This is a genomic window from Streptomyces sp. D2-8 (assembly GCF_023184515.1).
Lineage (GTDB): Bacteria > Actinomycetota > Actinomycetes > Streptomycetales > Streptomycetaceae > Streptomyces.
On record NZ_JAAHBP010000007.1, the window covers coordinates 296,339 to 314,067 of the forward strand.

Here is a 17,729-nt window from a genome sequence, read left to right on the forward strand (position 1 = left end):
CAGCTACCGTGGCCCGTCGACTGGTGCGGACTCTGAACGCCGGAGCCATCGCGAGGTGTCGGGCGCCCCAGTCGTTGGTGCCGGGGACCTCCCGCGCGGCGATCCCGGCATTTTCTCCACCACCCCGTCCGCGATGGTCGTTTTGCCGCGGGGTTCCGACGCAGCCGACAGCATCGCCCAGGCGAGCGCGAGGCTCATCCGGACCGGGCTTCTGCAGAGTTGAACTGGTCGGCTCCGTCATGCGAGCCACCTCCCCGGGCGGCGTCCGGAGTGCCGTGCTCGGACGGCAGTCGTGATTCACGTCCGAGCACCGCACAGTGCCTCGGATATCGCGGGCACGGTGCTTTTGCACTGTCCACATCCTGGGATCGGGCGGCTTCGAACCCTCCATCAAACAACGCGAGGACTAGGCTGGTGCGTAGACGTCCCAGACCCCGGCGGCATGCTGTTGCTGAACGCAGATGGCTGCGGGGTGCGGAGGCTTCGTCCGTTACCCGGCGCATCCCTGGAGGGAACCGGGTGGGTCCACTGTCCTGCTGCACAGGCTGTCGAACCGGCCGTTGCTCTGCCTCCGCCGAACATACGCCCCTGCCGGGAGCGCGCTCAGGACCGGAACTCCGGCACCTCCGCGCCCGCTGCCGGATACTCTTCCGAACCGAGGCGTCATGCCCCTGCCGCAACTCACCGTCAGCCGCCATGACCGAAGTACACGGGCACTGATCACCCTGTCCGGTGAGATCGACCTCGAATCCGTGCCGTTGGTGCGCGTGTCCCTGGAGCGGTGCCTGCGGGACGGTATCCGCGCCATCGACGTCGACCTCACCCCCGTCACCTTCTGCGACTGCAGCGGACTCAACGCATTCCTCCGCGCTGCGCAAGAGACCACCGTGGTCGGCGGGACCCTGCGACTGCACCATCCGCCGACGACGCTGGTTCGGATTCTCGACCTCACCGACTGCGGGTTCCTGCTCGTCGGCCTTCCGTTCGACCACCTGCCACCTCCTCTCGGCGACACCCCGGCCCCGCCGCACCGGTCTGCCTCGCCTGCGCCTGTTCTCCCGGGCGATGAGCGATGACGGCCGAACCCGGGCGGGGACAATCACGCAAGCCGAGGGACGGCGAGCCCTCAGCCATGGCTCCGGTGCGGTTACGCCGGCTGAACCGTTGGCTGGTGGAGGACCTGTATGAGGATCTGGCGGACCTGTACGCGGAGTCCCGCGTGACGGCGCCGGGTGACGCATACCGGCGTCCCAGCCGCCAGAACTTCATGGACCGTCTCACCACGGACATGCGCCGGCCGGGATTCGCCATGGTGATCGCCGAGATGGACAGACCGATGGGATGCGCCTTCGGATTCCCGGTACGCGGCGACGGCTCCTGGTGGGGCGGCTTCGACGGAACATTGCCACACAGCATCGATCAACTCACGGTGTCCGGCAGGGTCTTCGCGTTCGGCGACATCCTTGTTCGGCCGCACCCGCGGGACCGGGACCTCGCCCGTCGTCTGCAGGAACGGCTGCTGACCGAACACCAGGCGTCACTCGGCGCCATGTTGGTGGACCAGGCCGCTCGTGCAACCCTCGCTGCGCTCCGCTCCCGGGGGTGGCTGGACATCGGAGTGTTCCGCAGGCCGGCCGGTCCCACCACGTTCCGCGCGCTGGTGCTTCCCGTCGGGGAACGCACCACGGCGAGGTTGAAGGGCCTTGTCACTATGCCCGGAGGCGGTGGCCCGGGTGGGCCCTGACAGCCGGTCGGCCCGCATACAGATGCTGGTGGCGGAGCAGGCGGCCCGACGAGGTGCCCGGGTCGGTGTGGTGGACGTGTGCACCGCTGCCGTGGCCGAGCTGCCGGTCAGCGGGGCCGGGCTGTCGGCGATGTCCCGGACCGGGCCGAGCCACCCGCTGTGCAGCACCGACGACATCAGCGAGCAACTGGAAGAGCTCCAGCTCACGCTGGGCGAGGGGCCCTGTGTGGACGCCTTCCTGCACGGCTCGGCCGTCCTGACACCCGATCTGCTCACCCGTGACCTGCGGAAGCGTTGGATGGTCTTCGCCGAGGCCGCCCTGGAAGCCGGGGCACGCGCGGTGTTCGCGATCCCTCTGCAGATGGGGGCGATCAGTCCGGGAGTTCTGGACCTGTACGCCCGCGTTCCCGTCCGGTTGAACGCAGAGGAACTGGCAGACGCGTTGGCGTTCGCCGATCTCGCGACTCTGGTGCTGCTCGACGCGCGAATCGACGAGACGGGCGGGTCGCGCAGCACCCCCGCCGAGGACCTGGGCGCGTACCGGGCGGAGATCGACCAAGCCAGCGGCATCCTGACCGTCCAGCTCGGCGTCGGCATCGAAGAAGCCTTCGTCCGGCTTCGTGCCTACGCCTATGCGCAGGGGCGCCGGCTCGCCGACGTGGCCGCGGACGTGGTGGCCCGTCGGCTCCGCTTCTCCCCGGACACGGAACCGGACCAGGCCGATGACGAAACCTGACGCATTGGTGCCGGCCGAGAAACCTGCCGTACTTCCCGCCGCTTCAGGCAGGGACTAGTCTCTATCGAGGGTGCCCACGATGGATCAACAGCTTCTGGCCAAGACCTTCGTCGAGCTGGCCGACAATCTGGTCGCCGACTTCGACCTCATCGACTTCCTGCGCCTGCTCACCGACCGCTGCGTCGGCATGCTCGACGCGAGCGCCGCCGGGGTGCTGCTCGCCGACCGGGACGGCAATCTCCGCGTCATGGCCGCATCCGACGAACAGGTGCGCCTGCTGGAGCTCTTCCAGCTCCAGAACGACCAGGGCCCCTGTCTCGATTGCTTCCGCACCGGCGCACCGGTGATCATCCACGACCTGACCCGGGAGGTCGATCGCTGGCCGCGCTTCGTCACTGTGGCCCACCGCAGCGGATTCGGGGCCGTCCAGGCCCTGCCCATGCGCCTGCGGGACGAGACCGTGGGCGCCCTGAACCTTTTCCGCGCCGCGCCTGGCCCCTTCGATCCGGCCGCCACACTCATCGCCCAGGCCCTGGCCGACGTCGCCACCATCAGCCTGCTGCAACAACGCACCACTCAGCGCAGCACGGTGCTCAACGAACAACTGCAGACGGCGCTGAACAGCCGGGTGCTGATCGAACAGGCCAAGGGGAAACTCGCCGAACGCCAGGGCATCGACATGGAGCAGGCGTTCACCGCGCTGCGCGGCTACGCCCGCGCCCACAACCGGCGCCTGGCCGATGTGGCCCGCGCCCTCATCGACGACTCCGAAACCCTTGCCGACCTGGGGTCCTGAGCCACGCCCTGGCGGGGGCCCGCTACTGCTCTGCGCCGTCCTCGATCAGACGGCGGGTTGGAAGGCCGCCTGCCGGTTCTGGCAACCGCTGGGCACTGCCGGCTTCTCCGCTGAGCGCCGAGCCCGGTCCCTGGCAGTCCGGTGCCGCCCGTGCACCCGGGATGTCGTCACAGTGTCCGCCTCGGAGAGGATTCACCGTTCGCGTTCGGGCAGCGCCAGCGGCGGGCGGAGCGCCTCACGGTTGACGATCAGGTCGCACCCGGGCTCCAGGCCACCGAGCATGTCGGTCAGTGGATGGCTGTGCTCGGAGCGGCCGCGTACCGGCGTCCAGGGACACTGCGGTGAAACTCTCCCGCGCCCCCTCGCCCAGCCGCACCTCCGACTCGGTGAGACCGGCGTGCGCGGCGATCTCGTGGACGGAGGGTTCGCGACCGCAGAGCGAAGCGCACTCGTTCCCGGCGGAGCGGTCCCGGCCGCACAGCTTCTGTACGCGTCAAGGCACATGCACGCCCATCTGAAGCACACCCGGCGGGTTCCCGGGCTGTCCGCCTTCAACAGCGCCGCGATGTTTGAGATCCACGCGGCGGGCGGACAGCAGAGGCGTCCGACGGCCGTCCTGGACGAAGGCACCGGAGAGTTGAACTCACAGCTTCCGGTGCCGTCCGCTGGACGCGTGCGCCGTCATCTCCGGTCCTCCGCATGGAGGCGCCTCAGTGCTCGGCGCAGTTCGCGCTGTATCGGTTCCGGAAGCGTCCGGTCCTTCGTCGTGGCGACCAGAGCCTCAGCCACGTCGCGGAGCTTGATGTTGCAGTGCTGCGACACGTCCACCATAAGGTCCCAGGCCCGGTCACTGGGACACGGCGCCAGGGCCATCATCATGCCGCGTGCCTGGTCGATCACCTCGCGGCTCGCCAGCGCTCGTCCCAACTGCTCATTCTGGGCGCGTAGTTCGACGACCTCGGCGAGCAGAACCGCGTCCTCCGCCGAAGGCACGGTTCTCAACAACCGCTGTTCTTCACGGGGCGGGGTCACTTGGTGCATGGTCCGTACCTCACAGGGCAGTCATCCCGTCCATAGGTGATCAGCGACGCGCCAGTTGCCGTTCTCCGGCCGCACCGGGCTCGTAGGTCAGTCCGTAGTGCTTGAAGATCGCTTCCTCCTGCTCGGCGGGCAGGACGTCGTCGGTGCCGATCGAAGGGGCCTGTTTCACCAGCGTTCTGACATAGCCGACCTTGAGATAGTCCGGCCCGGCGATCGCGTCCTCAAGAGGGACGAAGACCAGACGGCGCCGGGTGGGCAGTCCGGTCCGTACCGTGGCCATGGCCGGCTCGTCGGTGGTGGTGTCCACATAGACCGCCTCCAGGACACCGATCTTGTGCGACTCGGTGTCGACGACATCGCGGTTGCGCCATTCTCGGACGTCGGCTGCGTGAATCACGGCCTCTCCCTGCCTGGACGATCCGCCCGGTTGTCGTGAGTCGCACTCCTGGTTTCACCGTGAAACCGCCGCAGCGTACGACGCAGCGCCCGCTCCATCCGCTCCCGCGATGACGTCCTGCCTGGCTGGAGCCGTCCCGGAACCCGTGGCCGTCGGTCCACTTCCCGGGTCACCTGAGGTGTTCGTGGTCCCGACGGTCCTCGCGCCGCCAGCGTGCCCGGTTCTGACGGCTGTAGCGGCGGTCCCAGCGTTCCCGACGGTCCCGGAGCTCCTGGTAGTCCCGGTAGTCCCCGAGATCGGAACTGCCGTTACGGCTCCGGCCTCCGCCGCGATCGCGGCCGTGGCGGGTGACGCCGTAGACGAGCACCGCCCCGGCCACCCACCAGATGGGATTGAGGAAGCCGAAGCCGAACAGGGCCACGATGAGGATGAGGAGCAGGACGAACACGGCGGGCCTCCCCGGGAGCGGAACACAGCATCGAAACCGGGGACTGGGGCCTCACCCCACAGCGTAGTCCTCCCCAAGGGTTGCGGATACCGTGCGACGTCAGCGCGTCCTGCCCGGCAAGCGCTAGCGTGCGACATGCCGCCCCTGCCCCCGGCAGCGTCGCACCGCCAACGCGCTCCCCAGCGAGCGCACCCTGCACATCAGGGTGCAACCCGCCGCGTCACGAGCGAGGCCGTGCCCGCACGCGCCCATCGGCACGCGATCCCGGCGCGCCCGATGCGCCCCGAGCGGGCACCGATCTGGGCCCGATGCGCCCCGAGCGGGCACCGATCTGCTGCCCGCCGCGCACGCAGCCCACAACAGGCGGTACACATGTACGCGCTGATCGTTCCCGCTTCAGCCCTCCTTCGTCCTGCTCGCCACCGTGCTGGGCCTGTCCTGGTGGGAGGACCGCATCTGCCGAGGCCGCCGGCCAGGCCGGTTGAAGCCCTCGTCGAGGCTCCGTTCACCTCAGCGGCCCCTGCCCAGCTCCCCGTACTCGTCGATGCCGACACTGCGTTGACAGGGGAGGTTGCCGGGCGTTGACTGGCAACACGGCGTAGGGCTATGCCACTCCGGATTGTTCGGGCGTGGCATTCCACCTCCCCGCTTCGCCCGGACCCCGCGGAATCAGGAAATACCCGCGATCTGGAGGCCCGGCAATGTTCTGGATTCTTCTCCTTCTGCTGATCCTGGTGGTCTTCGGATTCGGCTTCACGATGCAGATCCTGTGGTGGGTCGCGGCCGTCCTGCTGGTCGTCTGGATCGTCGGCTTCGCCAAGCGAGGGCGCGGCGGTGGCCGCCGCCGGTACAGCCGTGGTCGCAGGTAATCCACTCCGCGCCCTCACCCCGCGGGAATGACGGCCTGCACGGCGATCACGCGCGGGAACCCCTCCAGCCGACATGCAGAGGACAGTCATGAGCGTCGGACAGACGATCAAGCACAAGACACAGGAACTCAAGGGCCGGATCACCGAAGGCATCGGCCGGACCACCCGCAATCGGCGACTGCGGCGCGAAGGCAGGACCGACCGGGTCTCCGGAAGCCTGAAGCGGGCCGGAGACAAGGCCAAGGACGCTTTCAGGCGCTGACCACATGCGCCCCGGGTGGTGCCCACGTCGGGTGGGCACCGCCCGGCCGACCCCAACGCTCAACAGGCAGACGGGAATTGACGGCAACGACGCAGGCTGACATGCGATCCGAGAGTAAGATGAGGCAGCCGTTTTCACCGACGGCGACGTCCGGGCAGCCGAGCGGGAACGCGGCGGACGCATGGAAAGGCGCGGCTCCCTCAAGCAACAGCCGTGTCGCACGACACCCGCGAGCACTACGTGACTCAATCGGCCGCTGTCCTAGAGCAGTTCGTCGCATCACCGCAGCAGGTCGGCACCGACGGCCGACGCGCTGCTGGCGCGCCTGGCAAGGGACCGCGGCTTCACCGGCGGCGAGCAGTTCGAGGACCAGATCGCCGCTCTGTCCGTCCACCACGCCCACCACGTCCGGGGCTACCGCAGCATGCACCCGGCAGCCCGCGACCAGAGCGGCACCGAGGTCCCAGCGACCGGTAGTAGTGGTCCAGCAGGAACACTGCGTCCGCGGTGATCACCGCGCGGGAGAAGAACGGCAGCCCCATGAGGACGGCGATGGCCAGGTACGTGCGGCAGCATGGTCAGGACGGGATATCTGCTATGAGGGAGAGTTCCCGCCAGAGCCGGCACGGGTCGAAAAGGGAAGCTGCACTGGGCAGCGATGGCGAACTCACGTCCCAGGCGGACTGACCGGCTGCGGGTCCGCTCTCATCTGCGCCGTTTCAGTGCATGTGCCATGCGTGGGAGTTCTTCGCACAGCAGTCGGCCGACCAGCGCACCGCCGAAGACGACGACACCGACACCGACCAGCCAGGACTGGATGACCAGAACGATCCCGACGGGTCCATAGGTGACGGCGTTGGATACGATCAACGGCGAGAAAACCAACCTGGAGAAGACCCTCAGGCCGAGCAACCCGATCACCGTGGCCACGGCGCCGGGCAACAAGGCACGCCAGCGGACCCTCCCGCCGAGCAGCAGGCGCTGGGACCACCACAGGAACAGCACGGCGCTCAGCGACGCGACTGCCCCACCGGCCAGAGGTTCGCGCCGCAGCGTGGCGGTGGCGGAGACGAAGAGGTATCCGGTGAGGACACCGAGCCACACCACATGCCGCCACCTGGCCCACCAGCGTGCCGGCGGCAGGTCCCAGGCCTTCTCGTAGCCGGTCTGCACCGCCGCGCCGAAGGTCAGGCCGAACACGGCAAGGGCGGCGATACCGAAGGCTGTGGTGGTCCGCAGGGCCTGGCTGGGCCGGGTGAACAACTGCTCGACCTGCTGCCTGGAGGCCGTCGACGCGCCGAGTCCTTCCCCCAGCCACTGCGCGAATCCCCGCCCGTGTCGGGGGTCGGCAGAGGAAACAATGATCAGCAGCGGCACCAGCGTGAGCAACCCCAGTGCCGCGAAGCCCAGCGAACGGGACCACAGCTCAAGGTCCTCGCTCCGGCGCCATCCGCGCCCGACTGGTGAACGGCTCATCACGCGGCGCAGCCGCCCGAACCAAGATGGACGGTCCGCGGCACTGGAAGGCTTCATCGGCATGCCTGTCGACTACCACGGTCGATACCCTCGCCGCGCGAGGGCGCGACGCAGAGGTTCCCCGATAACCGGTGCGACTGCCCGCAGAGGCGGCTCGTACCGCGTGAGCGATGCGTGAGCGGATGGCGGAGCACTGCCCGCCATGAGCGGGATCAAGAATCATGCCGGACGGCGTCGACCTGCGAGGACGGGACCACCCGGCATGAGGCAGCACCCCCGATCAAGGATTCGACACCACTCCTAAAGCGGGTGTCGCAGGTTCGAATCCTGCCGGGGGCACCAGCCGAAAGGCCCACCTACGGCTTTCGTAGGTGGGCCTTTCGCATCTACTTCTGACATCAACGAGGGCGATCGAGAGGTCCCTCCCCGATCTCGACGCCCCTGGAGTCAGTGGAATCCCGGGCCAGGAATGTCGGGGCGATGCGAGCGCGCCGTGCCTGCCGGTACTTCTCGTTCAACTGGTCGGCCGTCGCGCAGGGGAGTCCGAGATTCACCCCCTCCTTGTCCACGGTCGTGCAGGTCGCGCAGGTGATGCAGTGGTCCGCCAGACGCACGTACGCGTCCGCCCACGGGGCGTCGAAGGATGACAGGTACGGGGCACCACTCATGCCTCGGGCTCCGTGTCCACGCAGTGCCGTGCGGCGGCGATCAGGCGGGCGACCGCGAGTGGACTGCACAGCACTGCGGCCGACTCCATCGGCACGGACCAGTAGGTGGCGAACGCGCGCTTCCGACTCACAGCGTCCAGCCGCGGCACTCCCAGGTAACTCCCGCGTCCGAGGCACTCCACCTCCAGGGCACGCCAGGCGTCGGCGATCTGACGCAGTGTCGCCGGCATGCTGGCGGGTACCAGCGCGTAGTACCGCGAGAAGCGGGGGTCACAGATGACTGGCCCGCCGCCGAGGGCCTCGGCCAGGAAGTCGTCCAAGCAGGCGGCCTCGGTGCCGGTACTCAGGGCGGTCAGCAGGCGCTCAGGCATTCGTACGGCGGAGAAAAGTCCATCGAGCGGCAGTACCGCCACCCGGTGCTGCTCCCACTCCCACCGGGCCCGGTCCCGGAGCGAGGCCGGCAGCGCCGCAAGCAGCCCGTGCTCCGTGGCAAGGTGACGGTCCGCGGTGGAGTGGATGAACCCGCCGGGCTCCACGCCCAATGGACGCGGAACGATGCGCGTGCCCGAGGGCTCCCCCGACTGCATACCTACTGCCGTATCGGCGTCCACGGCCGCACCTTCCCTATACGCTCAGTTGTCGAATCGCTACTTCCTGAACGCTAGGAAGCGCTGGTCGCCGCATGAAGTGACTGGCGGTACAGGTATGGATCGGGCCCATACGGGGACAGGTGGTCGAGGTGCCGTCAATCCCAGGACGAACCCTGACCGGCGGTCGGGGTACGCCCTCGCGACCCCGGATCGGGGTCGTCTCCGGATACACCTTCCGGGTCATTCGGGAGCAGCTTTGCCGGCCACAGGACGACGTGGCCGAGCGGTTGGAGGTCTCGTCGGACACGATCGCGGGCTGGGAGTCCGGACGTCGGCCCCTGCCCGCGTTGCCAGTCGGGCAGATGCTCGTGCATCGGCACCGGCTCATGCAGATGGGTACCTCCCCCGCCCTGCTTCAGGTCTTTGAGAGAGCGATAGAGGCCGACGTTCTCCTGGCCAGTGTCTTGGATGAGCAGACACCCGTCGACGAGAGCCAGCTCGGGGTGTGGGTCATGCAGCGCGACCTGGTCGAGGTCCTCTCATGGCCGCTCACTCGGGTGCCGCCGCAGTGGTTCGCGATCTGCCTGCGCCCCGGCGGCCGCGCCGAGGACCCGTACCGTCAGCGCCCGAACTGCCGGCCACCGACCGGCGCAAGTTCTTCGCACGGATGCGGGACACGGCAGAACAAGCGCGAGGCGAGGAGCAGTTCCTGTTACGACGCCAGGCGCTGTACCTGTCCGGCTACGACGACCGGGCCGACACTTCCGAGTGGCTCGCCCATCAGCAGGCCACGGAGCGGCCCGGGGGATGGCTCATCGACTGGCTGAACGCCCGCTCTGTCGCGGCCGTCGCGGCGCGGCAGGGCGATCGCGCACGGATGGGCCATTTCATCGACACCGTCCTGCTCGACGACGACCGCAGTGAGGCCGCGAACTTGAGGGCGTACTGGGTGGGCGAGAGCCGCCACCTCGAACTGTCCGACGACTTCATCGCCTCCCGAGAGCCTGGGCCCTGGCCCGGGGACAAGCTGCTCTCCCACCTCGCGCATGGGCTGGCTCCTCACCACGGGTACGTCGACCTGACCGTCCACTCCCTGTGGTCCCTGCTCGCCATCCGGCCGAACCTGCTGAAGTCCGGGGCAGCCACCCGAGCCCTACGCGACCGGCTGCCGGTGATGTTGGATAGCCAGGGGTTGTCGGCTCGCGCTCGCCGTGAACTGGACAGCATCAGGTATGCGATCCGCCTTGCTGAGGCGTGAGAGGAGACTCGACCGTGACCGAAGAGCTGACCCAGGTGGCACGGTTCTTGTACGAAGCGGGGACGCTCAAGCAGTCGAAGCGCACCGGCTGGTGGATGGCCGGCGTGCGCGACCCGGAGAGCGTTGCCGAGCACTCCTGGCGTACCTCGCTGATCGCGTCGATCATCGCCAGACTGGAAGGGGCAGACCCTGCCCGTGCGGCGTTCCTGGCGGTGTGGCACGACTCGCAGGAGACCAGGACGGGGGACGTCAACCACCTGGCCAAGAAGTACGGGGCTGGTGAAGCCGACCCCGCAGTGGTCACCGCCGACCAGGTGGCGGGCATGCCCGAGACGCTCGCGTCGACTGTGCGCGAACTGATCAGCGAGTACGAGGCCCGGGAATCTCCCGAAGCGATCTGTGCGCGAGACGCGGACAAACTGGAATGCATGCTTCAGGGCATCGAGTACAAAGCCCAGGGCTACGAGCACGCACAGCGGTGGATCGACAACAGCCGCGGCCGCCTCGTCACCAAGACCGCGAACGAGTTGGCCGACCAGTTGCTTGCGACCGACCCACTGGACTGGCTGCGCAGCACGATGGGCGAGTTGGGCTGAATCCTCGGAAGCGACGAAGCTCCTCTAGGCAAAGGGCGGGAGGAGCTCATCGTTCACGCGGTCCCACGGCGGTAGGCCTGGGCTCAAGGGCAGCATGCCCATCACGCAGTTAGGGCCCGACCAGTCCTCGACCTGCTACTCACCCGCCGGTGGCAGAACTGGACTGCCCACACCACTCCAGGGGACGCCACGGACACTGGGTCAGTCATCGCTCAGGCGCCAGTACGGCCTCCTGTCACAGACCGCAAGAATCCGATGCCATCGCCTCGGGCCGGCCGTCGCGGGGTTGCTCTGGTCGACGGCGACTTCCGATGGCGTGGCTGAGGTCGGTGAGGGTGCAGCGAGGCATACGCGCGCCTGATCCGTCGGCGCACCCGCCGTCATGGCTGACTGTCGTCGGCTGAGGTTCGTGCCACGACCGTGCCAGATGCAGGGGTCAGCCACGGTCAACACCGGTTCTCTGCGGTTGAGTAGCTGCTCGCAACCTCGGCCACCGAAGCCGCAGCTCAGGCTTCAGAAAGCGAGCCGGCCTTCCGAGGAGCACCGTGCTACGAGCGCCCTTTCCTCGGGGGCCGCACTCTCCTCGGGCTGCTGTCCCAGGTTCGTAGCGAGCTTCAACTCATCATGTTGGATCGTGGGATGGCAGAGGCTGAACGCACGATCGCGGCTGGGCAAAGCTTCGCGAGGTGCTACGAGCTCCGAGCCCAACTGTTCGCCGAGGATCGTGGGGCGGGCTGGCATCGGGGCAATCACGCAGGAGGCGGGGCCCGCGTGATTCCGTGGCTCCGTTTGACCCTACTCAGTCGTACCAGTCGTGTCTCCATCACTCGTGCCGACGGCGGGTGCGCGTACCGCCTCGGCGTCCTCGATGAGGTGGCGCAGCTCCGCGACGAACCGGGCGGCGGGTGCGCCGTCGATCACGTTGTGGTCGAAAGTGATCGTCAGGTCGAGCACGTCGCGGACCTCGATCCGTCCGTCCACAGCGCGGGGCCGCTGCGTCGCACCGCCGATGACCACCTGGAGAGGCATCAGACTCGGCGGGGCAATGCCGAACCCGCCGCCGGCGCCGAACATTCCCACCGCTGTGACCGCGACCGTGCCGGTCAGCTGGCGGAGCCGGACGGACCTGGCCAGCACCGCGTACATCGTCGGAACGAGGCCGGGGAGGCGGGTCATGGTGGTGCCGAAGCGATCAAGGAGGCGCCCCGTGCCCGTCGTGGCATAGTCGCGCTTGACGGCCCGCAGTTCTGCCGTGAGGTCCTGTACATCGCGGATGTCGGCATCATGCAGCACATGCGGGAGAGTGAAGAGGCCTTGCCGTGTCGTGACCTCCACGAGCGTGTTCACGTCGACATGGCGGTGCCGGACCAGCCGGCCGCGCCAGTTCCGGTAAGCATGCACCTGCGGGTGCGCCGCTGCGGCCCGCGCGACGGACGCCACGACGAATGCGGTGAACGACACCGGTTCCGCGGACCGCGCGAGCAGGTTCCGCGCCCTCGTGACGTCGAGATCGACGAGGCTGTGCATGGCCGCCATGTGCCGGCCGGCCCGCACGGCCGCGATCACCAGCCGCCGACTCGGCGGGAAGGGCCCGACGTCGACCCCGCGTGGCCGGTCCGCAGCAGCGGGGGACGTCGCCCGGCGGCTGCCGTCAGGTGTCATGTTGTGCTTGCGCATCGAACGGCTCCTTGCCGTCGGTTCCGTCGCCACCTCCCGGAGCCGTAGCCCGGCCAGCGGTCTACCGTCACGCGTCACCGCCCCGGGCCCCTGCGGGCCGAGAACCCTGTTCCGCAGCGGCCCTGACCGCACGGAGCGCCCCGCGCAGAACGACACCGACGCCGGGGGAGACGAGCGTCCAATAGCGGCCGAAGCGGGCCGTGGATGCTGGGTCGGTGCAGGCGGTGCGCGCCTCGTAGGTGAGCAGGGACCGCTGGGTGCCGTAGGGATGGACCACGAAGGCGGCCGCCATCTTCGCCCAGCCGGCCTCGTCGAACGACGTGAAGTGCTCCGGTTCGACCCGCCGCCACTCGATGGAGGCCCGCCACGGCTTCCCGACCGCCCCGAAGACAAGCTCACGTCCCGGATTCTCGCCCAGCGCCACCCAGGGCTGGCCCTCCCAGGCTTCACCGGTGGCATCGAACAGGTCGGCCACCCGCAGGGACGGCGGGGTCGGCATGGACCGGCCGCGGAGCCGTTCAGGCAGTCCGCGCGCCGACATGGCCGCGTTGACGAGCGGAGAGTCGATGGTGAGCAGGTCCAGCCCGCGCGCTGCCTCGTAGGCGACAGGCGGTGCCGCGGCGAGCGCCACGCATTCGAGGCGAGAGAACCCGAACTCGGGCAGTGCGCCGTCCAGCAGCAGCGGTTCACCGGCGGGATCGACGGGCGAGTCGGCACTCATCAAAGCCTCCCGGGAGCACGCGGTCACGCAGCCCGGGCGAGCCGCGTGCGCAGGTTGTGGAATTGGCGGGTCTGCATGATGAAGTGGGCGGGTTCCCAGAACAACAAGTCCATCGGCCTCGTGAGCACGCGCGGGCGGCTTCGACCGTGCGTGCGGACGACAAGGCGGGTGTCCGCCCCGGCCGGTTCGAGGTGGAAGCCCCAGACCGAGCTGACGAACGCCAGCGGCGCGGATCCATGGAAGGGGGCGAACGGGCGACCGGACGGCAGCCGCGTGTCGGCCCGCAGCACCAGAGTCCGTTCCGGTACGAGTGCCGCGATCGTGAACCAGGCACGGCCGCTGGGCACCGAGGCAAGCCGCTGTCCCGGCTCCAGGCCCTGCCACTGGGGGACGAGGCGATCTGCGCTCGGTCGTCCACCGTTGTCCAGCCGGTCCCAGCTGTACCAGCCGCCGCGGTCGCAGCCCATCTGCGCCAGCCACAGCCAGACCGTCGAAGGCGGCGCGGGCAGGGTCGTGGCCATCGTCGAGCTGCTGTCGGCACCGGGGATGAGCTCATCCCCGGGATAGGAACGGGCAGCCTCTTCGCGAGTCGCGCCCCAGGTCAGCATCCTCGGCCGCAGGATCAGGCCATGCAGCGCCATGGCGACCGCGGCGGAAGCGACGGCGGCCGACCCGAGCGTGGCTCGGTGTTCGCTCACACGTCCAGAGTTACTCATCCGACTCGGTGGCGCCATCGGACTGCTGCGCGGCAGCGGAGGTGGCTTGGGGGCGGACATCACCACAGCGCCGCCGTCATGGGACGCTCCATCGGACCATCCAACCTGACATCACCAGCTGACTTCAACGACTGTGGACGCAGGCGGCCTTGAGCGATCAGACACGCCACACCGGCAGGACTGCGAGGCCGTATGAGAACCGCCAGATCGAACTCCTGAAGCGGGTGTCGCAGGTTGAATCCTGCCGGGGGCCACAGCGCGTTAAGCCGCTGACCTGGGGTTTGACCCCCACAGAGGCTTTCTGTTCGGCCTCGGACGGCTCGTCCGGGGCTGTTTGCGTGAGCGGATGAGCCGCCAGGCTCTGATACCTCTCCCGACCAGGACGCCTCTACAAGGCGTGGGGATGAGGGCCTCGGGCAGAGTCGGCCGTCACCGGCCCGCCGGTGACGGCTGTACTGATCCGCACCGTCCGACCCTCCCCGGCATCCATCTTGCCGGAACTCGCCCAGCAGCTCGCCGTCACTGGCATCGGCGGACTCACGGGATGGCGCAGGGCAGCCGTCGCTCCAGAGGCGGCCGATGTCGGGAACCTGAGGTTCGGCCCCGGAGGCGGTGGCGTGCCCCTGGGGCATGGAGGGACTCCTACAAAACCCCCATCACCCCCCAACTCAAGGCGCTCGTGAATCCCCAAGGTGGCGAGACGAACTGCCGTGCCTGCGCTGTGTCCGTCGACCGTCTGCTCGCCGAGGAAGCTCCGTCCTCGGCACCTGGACGACTCAAGGGAGGCCCGACGGCGCCGATCGAGGCGTTGTACGGCGGAAGGCAGTTCAAGTCGTCCACGCTCTCCGGCATCGTCTACGAGATCAGGAATGCAGGTGACGGAGCCAGAGATATCGTCATGGGGCAGAAGGGCAGGCGCGCCCATGTCTTCAACGTCGTGAACGTCAAGGGAGACGGAGACGTTGTGTTCCTTGACGGCCAGTCGGGGCACGCCGATCTCTCGCCGTGGCGGAACTTCTCCCTACTGAGGACAGACTGGTGTTGGACATCGAAGAGGCGACCAGATTGGCCCAGAGGTTCCTGGATGAGGAAGTGAGCCACGGGGGAACGCCCTTCGCACTCGTCGAAGGAGAGCGTGCTCAGGTCGGAAGCACGTTCTATTTCGATTGTCAGTCAGTCGCCTACCTCCGGAGCGGAGACATCCAGGACTTGGCCATCGGCACGGGCTACGTGTGCGTGGACGCAGAGACCGGCAAGTGCCGCATGCTGGGAGCCGTCGAGTCCGCCAAGCTCGACCTCTTTTGACCGGTCTCTCAAGGTCTCCTCTGTAGCGGCGTTGGGAATCAGGCTCGTGGCCTGTGACGTGCGCCACAGGCCACTGGTCGGGTTTCGGCCTGATGGAGGAGGTCCCTCACAGATCTGCGTGAGCGATGCGCGAGCGGACGGCGCGGCATAGGCCATGCGAAGCCTGGACGACGCAGCGTGTCGCGTGGTGCTGACCTGCCAGGTCAGCACCACGCGACACGGGCCGACACGACTCGGCAGGAGTCCTGTGGCACTCTCAGAGTGGGTGTCGCAGGTTCGAATCCTGCCGGGGGCACAACGCATCACCGCTCGTATGAGTCGCACCTGGCCGCCTCGCGCCTTCGCGGTGCTGGAGGAGCAGTGACGACGGACGTCAGCGCCTCAGGAGGCTCAGGAGGATTCGCCGGACCTGCTCGATTCCTGTGTCTGGGCTACCGGTAGTGGATGCGGCGGGGGATCGCGAAGTACCGGCCGTATTCGCTGAGGTAGTCGTCGAGGAGTTCGCGCAGTTTGCGGGCCTCCGCCGGGAGCACCGCCGAGAAGGCGGCCCATCCGGTGAAGGTCAGTTCGTGCGGCAGGTCGACGAGGCCGGTGATCGCGTCCCAGAAGGCGTTCCAGTTCCGGCCGTAGAAGTCGGGGAACATCAGCTCCTGTTGAAGGAGCCGTTGGAGTTCCTCGGCGTCCCGTACCTCGGTCAGGTCGATGACCAGCGAGTCGGGGACCGTGGGTTCCGCTTCGTTTGTTCCGTCTGTCTCGTCCGTCATCACGGCCAGGGTCTTTCAGTAGGTGCCGACGAAATCGACGGTCTTGTAGTGGTCGGTGGTCACGTACAGCAGGCCGTCGTCGGAGTAGAGCAGTCGCGTGCCCGGCTGCTTGGACCGCTTCATGGTATTGGTCAGGCCGACATCGGCCTCGTACCACGCACGTCCCGACTTGGTGGGCAGGCCGATGGAGGCGGGGTCGCGGAAGATGTCGCCACCGATCTGGCCTCCTGGCACGTGGTTGCCGAGAGCCTTGCCCGGTTCCCAGCCCTTCTGGGCGGCCTGGCTCTTGGTCACGTAGTTCGAAGGGAGCTTGCCGGTCTTTCGCAGGCTGTCGATGAGCGGGTTGGCCTTCTCCGTGGTGCTCAGTACGGCGGTGAGCCGGGAGGCGTTGTACAGGCTGTCGGCGCCCTTGTAGCCGGCCTTCATCGTGCGCAGGATGACGACCGCTCCCACAGCGCGGTCCAGGCCGGACAGGGGTTCACCGGTGGCGGAGTCCGTGCCGGTGATGGCCTGCCAGATTCCCTTGACGTCCCCGACGCCCGGGGTGAGGTCGAGCAGCAGGGACAGCTTGCGCTGCTGGGCCGCGTCCTGGGCGAAGGACTTCTTACTGCCGAAGAGGGTGTCCAGGTTGGAGAAGTCGAAGTCGATCCGGCCGGGGGTGATGTGGTTCAGCCGCTCGAACCCCTTGGCCATGTTCTTGACGGCCTTGTTGGTCTCGGCCAGGGCCTTGTTCGCCTCGCTGATCCCCTTGTTCATCTGGGCCATGCCACTGTTGGCGCGGTCGATGCCGGCGTTCGCCTGCTTGAGTCCGGCGTTGACCTCGGCCACACCCTGGTTCATCTGGTCGAGCCCGGAGTTCATCTGCGCCATTCCGGCGTTCATGGTGTCCAGGGCGCCCATGATGTCCTTGTAGGTCTTGCCGACCTCCAGCTCCTTGATCAGGTACATCGTGTCCCTGAGCAGCTTGGCGGTCGACTTGGCGGCCTTCACCGCCTCGCGGCCGAATTCGGCGGCGGCCCTGCCCTTCTTCTCTGCTTTCGCAGCGGACTTGAGGAACTTCGTACGGAGTGCCTCGTCCGTCAGCAGCAGTGACGGGTCGTCCAGTGCCGCGTATGCCTTGACGGTGGCGTCGTAGGCGTACTGGGCATCGAGCTGTCCGTCGCGGGCCTCATGGATGAGGTGCAGCACGAGGAACCAGGTGACACCGCGCTCTGCTATCTGATGGACCAGGTTCTGAAGGCAGGCAGGGCGCTCGGTCAGTGGCTTGTTCAGGCATTCCCGCACCGAGGCGTCGGCGGTCTCCTTCAGAGCGTCCCTGACACAGCCGATCTTCTTCAGAGGGGTCAGGTTCTTGCAGGAGGCGAGCGGGCTCGATGCGGCGGCGGCCGGCTGTGCGGGCGCAGCGGCGACGGTTCCGGTCAGGGCCAGGACCAGTGCCAGGAGGGCAGTGACGATCCGGGATACCGGCTTGTTCTGTCTCAATTGTTCCCCCGCGTCATCCGGAATGCCCCGCACCCCCGTAAGGAGGTCACCCCTGGTCAGGGAGTGGGAGGCAGATCGGAGACGCCGTTTGGCGAAAAATGTGCGACCTCATATTACTGGAGAGTAGGAATGAGTCCGCCCTGTGGACCTCCGGCGAGGAGTCCACGCGACGAGGACCCGCCG

The 17,729-nt window shown here is 68.0% G+C and carries 20 protein-coding genes and 2 pseudogenes; 10 read left to right on the plus strand and 12 right to left on the minus strand.

The window, feature by feature from the left end:
• Positions 1-665 precede the first annotated feature (665 nt).
• The 4 genes from G3I77_RS15040 to G3I77_RS15055 all read left to right on the plus strand — a co-directional run bounded on the left by G3I77_RS15040 (position 666) and on the right by G3I77_RS15055 (position 3,276).
• Complete coding sequence (locus G3I77_RS15040) at positions 666-1,076, plus strand: STAS domain-containing protein (RefSeq protein ID WP_248503961.1); 411 nt, start codon at positions 666-668, stop codon at positions 1,074-1,076.
• 95 nt (positions 1,077-1,171) lie between these two features.
• Complete coding sequence (locus tag G3I77_RS15045; RefSeq protein WP_248503966.1) at positions 1,172-1,744, plus strand: hypothetical protein; 573 nt, start codon at positions 1,172-1,174, stop codon at positions 1,742-1,744.
• Between the two features lie 22 nt (positions 1,745-1,766).
• Positions 1,767-2,480 carry a GAF and ANTAR domain-containing protein gene (locus G3I77_RS15050; RefSeq protein WP_248504255.1) on the plus strand — a complete coding sequence of 238 codons (714 nt, stop codon included), beginning with the start codon at positions 1,767-1,769 and terminating at the stop codon, positions 2,478-2,480.
• A 79-nt stretch (positions 2,481-2,559) separates the two neighbouring features.
• Positions 2,560-3,276 carry a GAF and ANTAR domain-containing protein gene (locus G3I77_RS15055; protein WP_248503969.1) on the plus strand — a complete coding sequence of 239 codons (717 nt, stop codon included), beginning with the start codon at positions 2,560-2,562 and terminating at the stop codon, positions 3,274-3,276.
• Positions 3,277-3,655: 379 nt separating this feature from the next.
• On the opposite strand, the pseudogene G3I77_RS41190 reads toward G3I77_RS15055, so the two are convergent.
• The 4 genes and pseudogenes from G3I77_RS41190 to G3I77_RS15070 all read right to left on the minus strand — a co-directional run.
• Positions 3,656-3,757: pseudogene (locus G3I77_RS41190) on the minus strand (hypothetical protein); the annotation flags it as partial.
• Between the two features lie 200 nt (positions 3,758-3,957).
• Positions 3,958-4,317, minus strand: a complete 360-nt coding sequence (locus G3I77_RS15060; RefSeq protein ID WP_248503971.1) for an ANTAR domain-containing protein — start codon at positions 4,315-4,317, stop codon at positions 3,958-3,960.
• A gap of 40 nt (positions 4,318-4,357) precedes the next feature.
• On the minus strand, positions 4,358-4,714 hold the full coding sequence (locus G3I77_RS15065) for a PRC-barrel domain-containing protein (RefSeq protein ID WP_248503973.1): 357 nt from the start codon (positions 4,712-4,714) through the stop codon (positions 4,358-4,360).
• Positions 4,715-4,883: 169 nt separating this feature from the next.
• Positions 4,884-5,162: a hypothetical protein gene (locus G3I77_RS15070; protein ID WP_248503976.1), complete on the minus strand. Its 279-nt coding sequence runs from the start codon at positions 5,160-5,162 to the stop codon at positions 4,884-4,886.
• A 701-nt stretch (positions 5,163-5,863) separates the two neighbouring features.
• Between G3I77_RS15070 and G3I77_RS15075 the strand changes: the two genes are divergently transcribed.
• Complete coding sequence (locus tag G3I77_RS15075; RefSeq protein WP_248503978.1) at positions 5,864-6,031, plus strand: hydrophobic protein; 168 nt, start codon at positions 5,864-5,866, stop codon at positions 6,029-6,031.
• An 88-nt stretch (positions 6,032-6,119) separates the two neighbouring features.
• A complete protein-coding gene (locus G3I77_RS15080) occupies positions 6,120-6,293 on the plus strand; it encodes a CsbD family protein (protein ID WP_248503981.1) in 174 nt (57 codons plus the stop codon).
• Positions 6,294-6,998: 705 nt separating this feature from the next.
• Here the strand turns inward: G3I77_RS15080 and G3I77_RS15085 are convergent.
• From G3I77_RS15085 to G3I77_RS15095, 3 genes are all read right to left on the minus strand, one after another.
• A complete protein-coding gene (locus tag G3I77_RS15085) occupies positions 6,999-7,832 on the minus strand; it encodes a YhjD/YihY/BrkB family envelope integrity protein (protein WP_248503983.1) in 834 nt (277 codons plus the stop codon).
• Between the two features lie 335 nt (positions 7,833-8,167).
• Positions 8,168-8,437: a hypothetical protein gene (locus G3I77_RS15090; RefSeq protein ID WP_248503986.1), complete on the minus strand. Its 270-nt coding sequence runs from the start codon at positions 8,435-8,437 to the stop codon at positions 8,168-8,170.
• On the minus strand, positions 8,434-9,048 hold the full coding sequence (locus G3I77_RS15095) for a hypothetical protein (RefSeq protein ID WP_248503988.1): 615 nt from the start codon (positions 9,046-9,048) through the stop codon (positions 8,434-8,436). Before G3I77_RS15095 ends, G3I77_RS15090 begins: the two co-directional genes overlap by 4 nt.
• A 137-nt stretch (positions 9,049-9,185) precedes the next feature.
• Here G3I77_RS15095 and G3I77_RS15100 point away from each other — a divergent pair.
• Together G3I77_RS15100 and G3I77_RS15105 are read left to right on the plus strand one after the other, a co-directional pair.
• A pseudogene (locus G3I77_RS15100) lies at positions 9,186-10,285 on the plus strand (helix-turn-helix domain-containing protein).
• Between the two features lie 14 nt (positions 10,286-10,299).
• The gene (locus G3I77_RS15105; protein WP_248503990.1) at positions 10,300-10,881 is read left to right on the plus strand and encodes an HD domain-containing protein; all 582 of its coding nucleotides are present in this window, start codon (positions 10,300-10,302) and stop codon (positions 10,879-10,881) included.
• A 795-nt stretch (positions 10,882-11,676) separates the two neighbouring features.
• Here the strand turns inward: G3I77_RS15105 and G3I77_RS15110 are convergent.
• From G3I77_RS15110 to G3I77_RS15120, 3 genes are all read right to left on the minus strand, one after another.
• Positions 11,677-12,558, minus strand: a complete 882-nt coding sequence (locus G3I77_RS15110) for a 2-oxo acid dehydrogenase subunit E2 (protein ID WP_248503992.1) — start codon at positions 12,556-12,558, stop codon at positions 11,677-11,679.
• A gap of 67 nt (positions 12,559-12,625) precedes the next feature.
• Positions 12,626-13,279 carry a hypothetical protein gene (locus G3I77_RS15115; RefSeq protein WP_248503994.1) on the minus strand — a complete coding sequence of 218 codons (654 nt, stop codon included), beginning with the start codon at positions 13,277-13,279 and terminating at the stop codon, positions 12,626-12,628.
• A 23-nt stretch (positions 13,280-13,302) separates the two neighbouring features.
• A complete protein-coding gene (locus G3I77_RS15120) occupies positions 13,303-13,977 on the minus strand; it encodes a hypothetical protein (RefSeq protein ID WP_248503997.1) in 675 nt (224 codons plus the stop codon).
• A 562-nt stretch (positions 13,978-14,539) separates the two neighbouring features.
• Here G3I77_RS15120 and G3I77_RS15125 point away from each other — a divergent pair.
• Together G3I77_RS15125 and G3I77_RS15130 are read left to right on the plus strand one after the other, a co-directional pair.
• Complete coding sequence (locus G3I77_RS15125; RefSeq protein WP_248503999.1) at positions 14,540-15,091, plus strand: toxin glutamine deamidase domain-containing protein; 552 nt, start codon at positions 14,540-14,542, stop codon at positions 15,089-15,091.
• A complete protein-coding gene (locus tag G3I77_RS15130; RefSeq protein WP_248504002.1) occupies positions 15,034-15,300 on the plus strand; it encodes a YrhB family protein in 267 nt (88 codons plus the stop codon). The genes G3I77_RS15125 and G3I77_RS15130 overlap by 58 nt, the downstream gene beginning before the upstream one ends.
• Positions 15,301-15,731: 431 nt before the next feature.
• Here the strand turns inward: G3I77_RS15130 and G3I77_RS15135 are convergent, their stop codons facing one another.
• Both G3I77_RS15135 and G3I77_RS15140 read right to left on the minus strand, forming a co-directional pair.
• Complete coding sequence (locus tag G3I77_RS15135; RefSeq protein ID WP_248504004.1) at positions 15,732-16,064, minus strand: barstar family protein; 333 nt, start codon at positions 16,062-16,064, stop codon at positions 15,732-15,734.
• A gap of 15 nt (positions 16,065-16,079) precedes the next feature.
• Positions 16,080-17,546, minus strand: a complete 1,467-nt coding sequence (locus G3I77_RS15140) for a pre-toxin TG domain-containing protein (RefSeq protein ID WP_248504006.1) — start codon at positions 17,544-17,546, stop codon at positions 16,080-16,082.
• Between the last annotated feature and the right edge of the window lie 183 nt (positions 17,547-17,729).

Excerpts from the sequence above, each read along its gene's own strand:
- G3I77_RS15040 (WP_248503961.1), top strand. The coding sequence starts at position 666 with ATGCCCCTGCCGCAACTCACCGTCAGCCGCCATGACCGAAGTACACGG.
- G3I77_RS15050 (WP_248504255.1), top strand. The coding sequence starts at position 1,767 with ATGCTGGTGGCGGAGCAGGCGGCCCGACGAGGTGCCCGGGTCGGTGTG.
- G3I77_RS15055 (WP_248503969.1), top strand. The coding sequence starts at position 2,560 with ATGGATCAACAGCTTCTGGCCAAGACCTTCGTCGAGCTGGCCGACAAT.
- G3I77_RS15060 (WP_248503971.1), bottom strand. The coding sequence starts at position 4,317 with ATGCACCAAGTGACCCCGCCCCGTGAAGAACAGCGGTTGTTGAGAACC.
- G3I77_RS15075 (WP_248503978.1), top strand. The coding sequence starts at position 5,864 with ATGTTCTGGATTCTTCTCCTTCTGCTGATCCTGGTGGTCTTCGGATTC.
- G3I77_RS15080 (WP_248503981.1), top strand. The coding sequence starts at position 6,120 with ATGAGCGTCGGACAGACGATCAAGCACAAGACACAGGAACTCAAGGGC.
- G3I77_RS15085 (WP_248503983.1), bottom strand. The coding sequence starts at position 7,832 with ATGCCGATGAAGCCTTCCAGTGCCGCGGACCGTCCATCTTGGTTCGGG.
- G3I77_RS15090 (WP_248503986.1), bottom strand. The coding sequence starts at position 8,437 with ATGAGTGGTGCCCCGTACCTGTCATCCTTCGACGCCCCGTGGGCGGAC.
- G3I77_RS15110 (WP_248503992.1), bottom strand. The coding sequence starts at position 12,558 with ATGCGCAAGCACAACATGACACCTGACGGCAGCCGCCGGGCGACGTCC.
- G3I77_RS15115 (WP_248503994.1), bottom strand. The coding sequence starts at position 13,279 with ATGAGTGCCGACTCGCCCGTCGATCCCGCCGGTGAACCGCTGCTGCTG.
- G3I77_RS15125 (WP_248503999.1), top strand. The coding sequence starts at position 14,540 with ATGGCGCAGGGCAGCCGTCGCTCCAGAGGCGGCCGATGTCGGGAACCT.
- G3I77_RS15135 (WP_248504004.1), bottom strand. The coding sequence starts at position 16,064 with ATGACGGACGAGACAGACGGAACAAACGAAGCGGAACCCACGGTCCCC.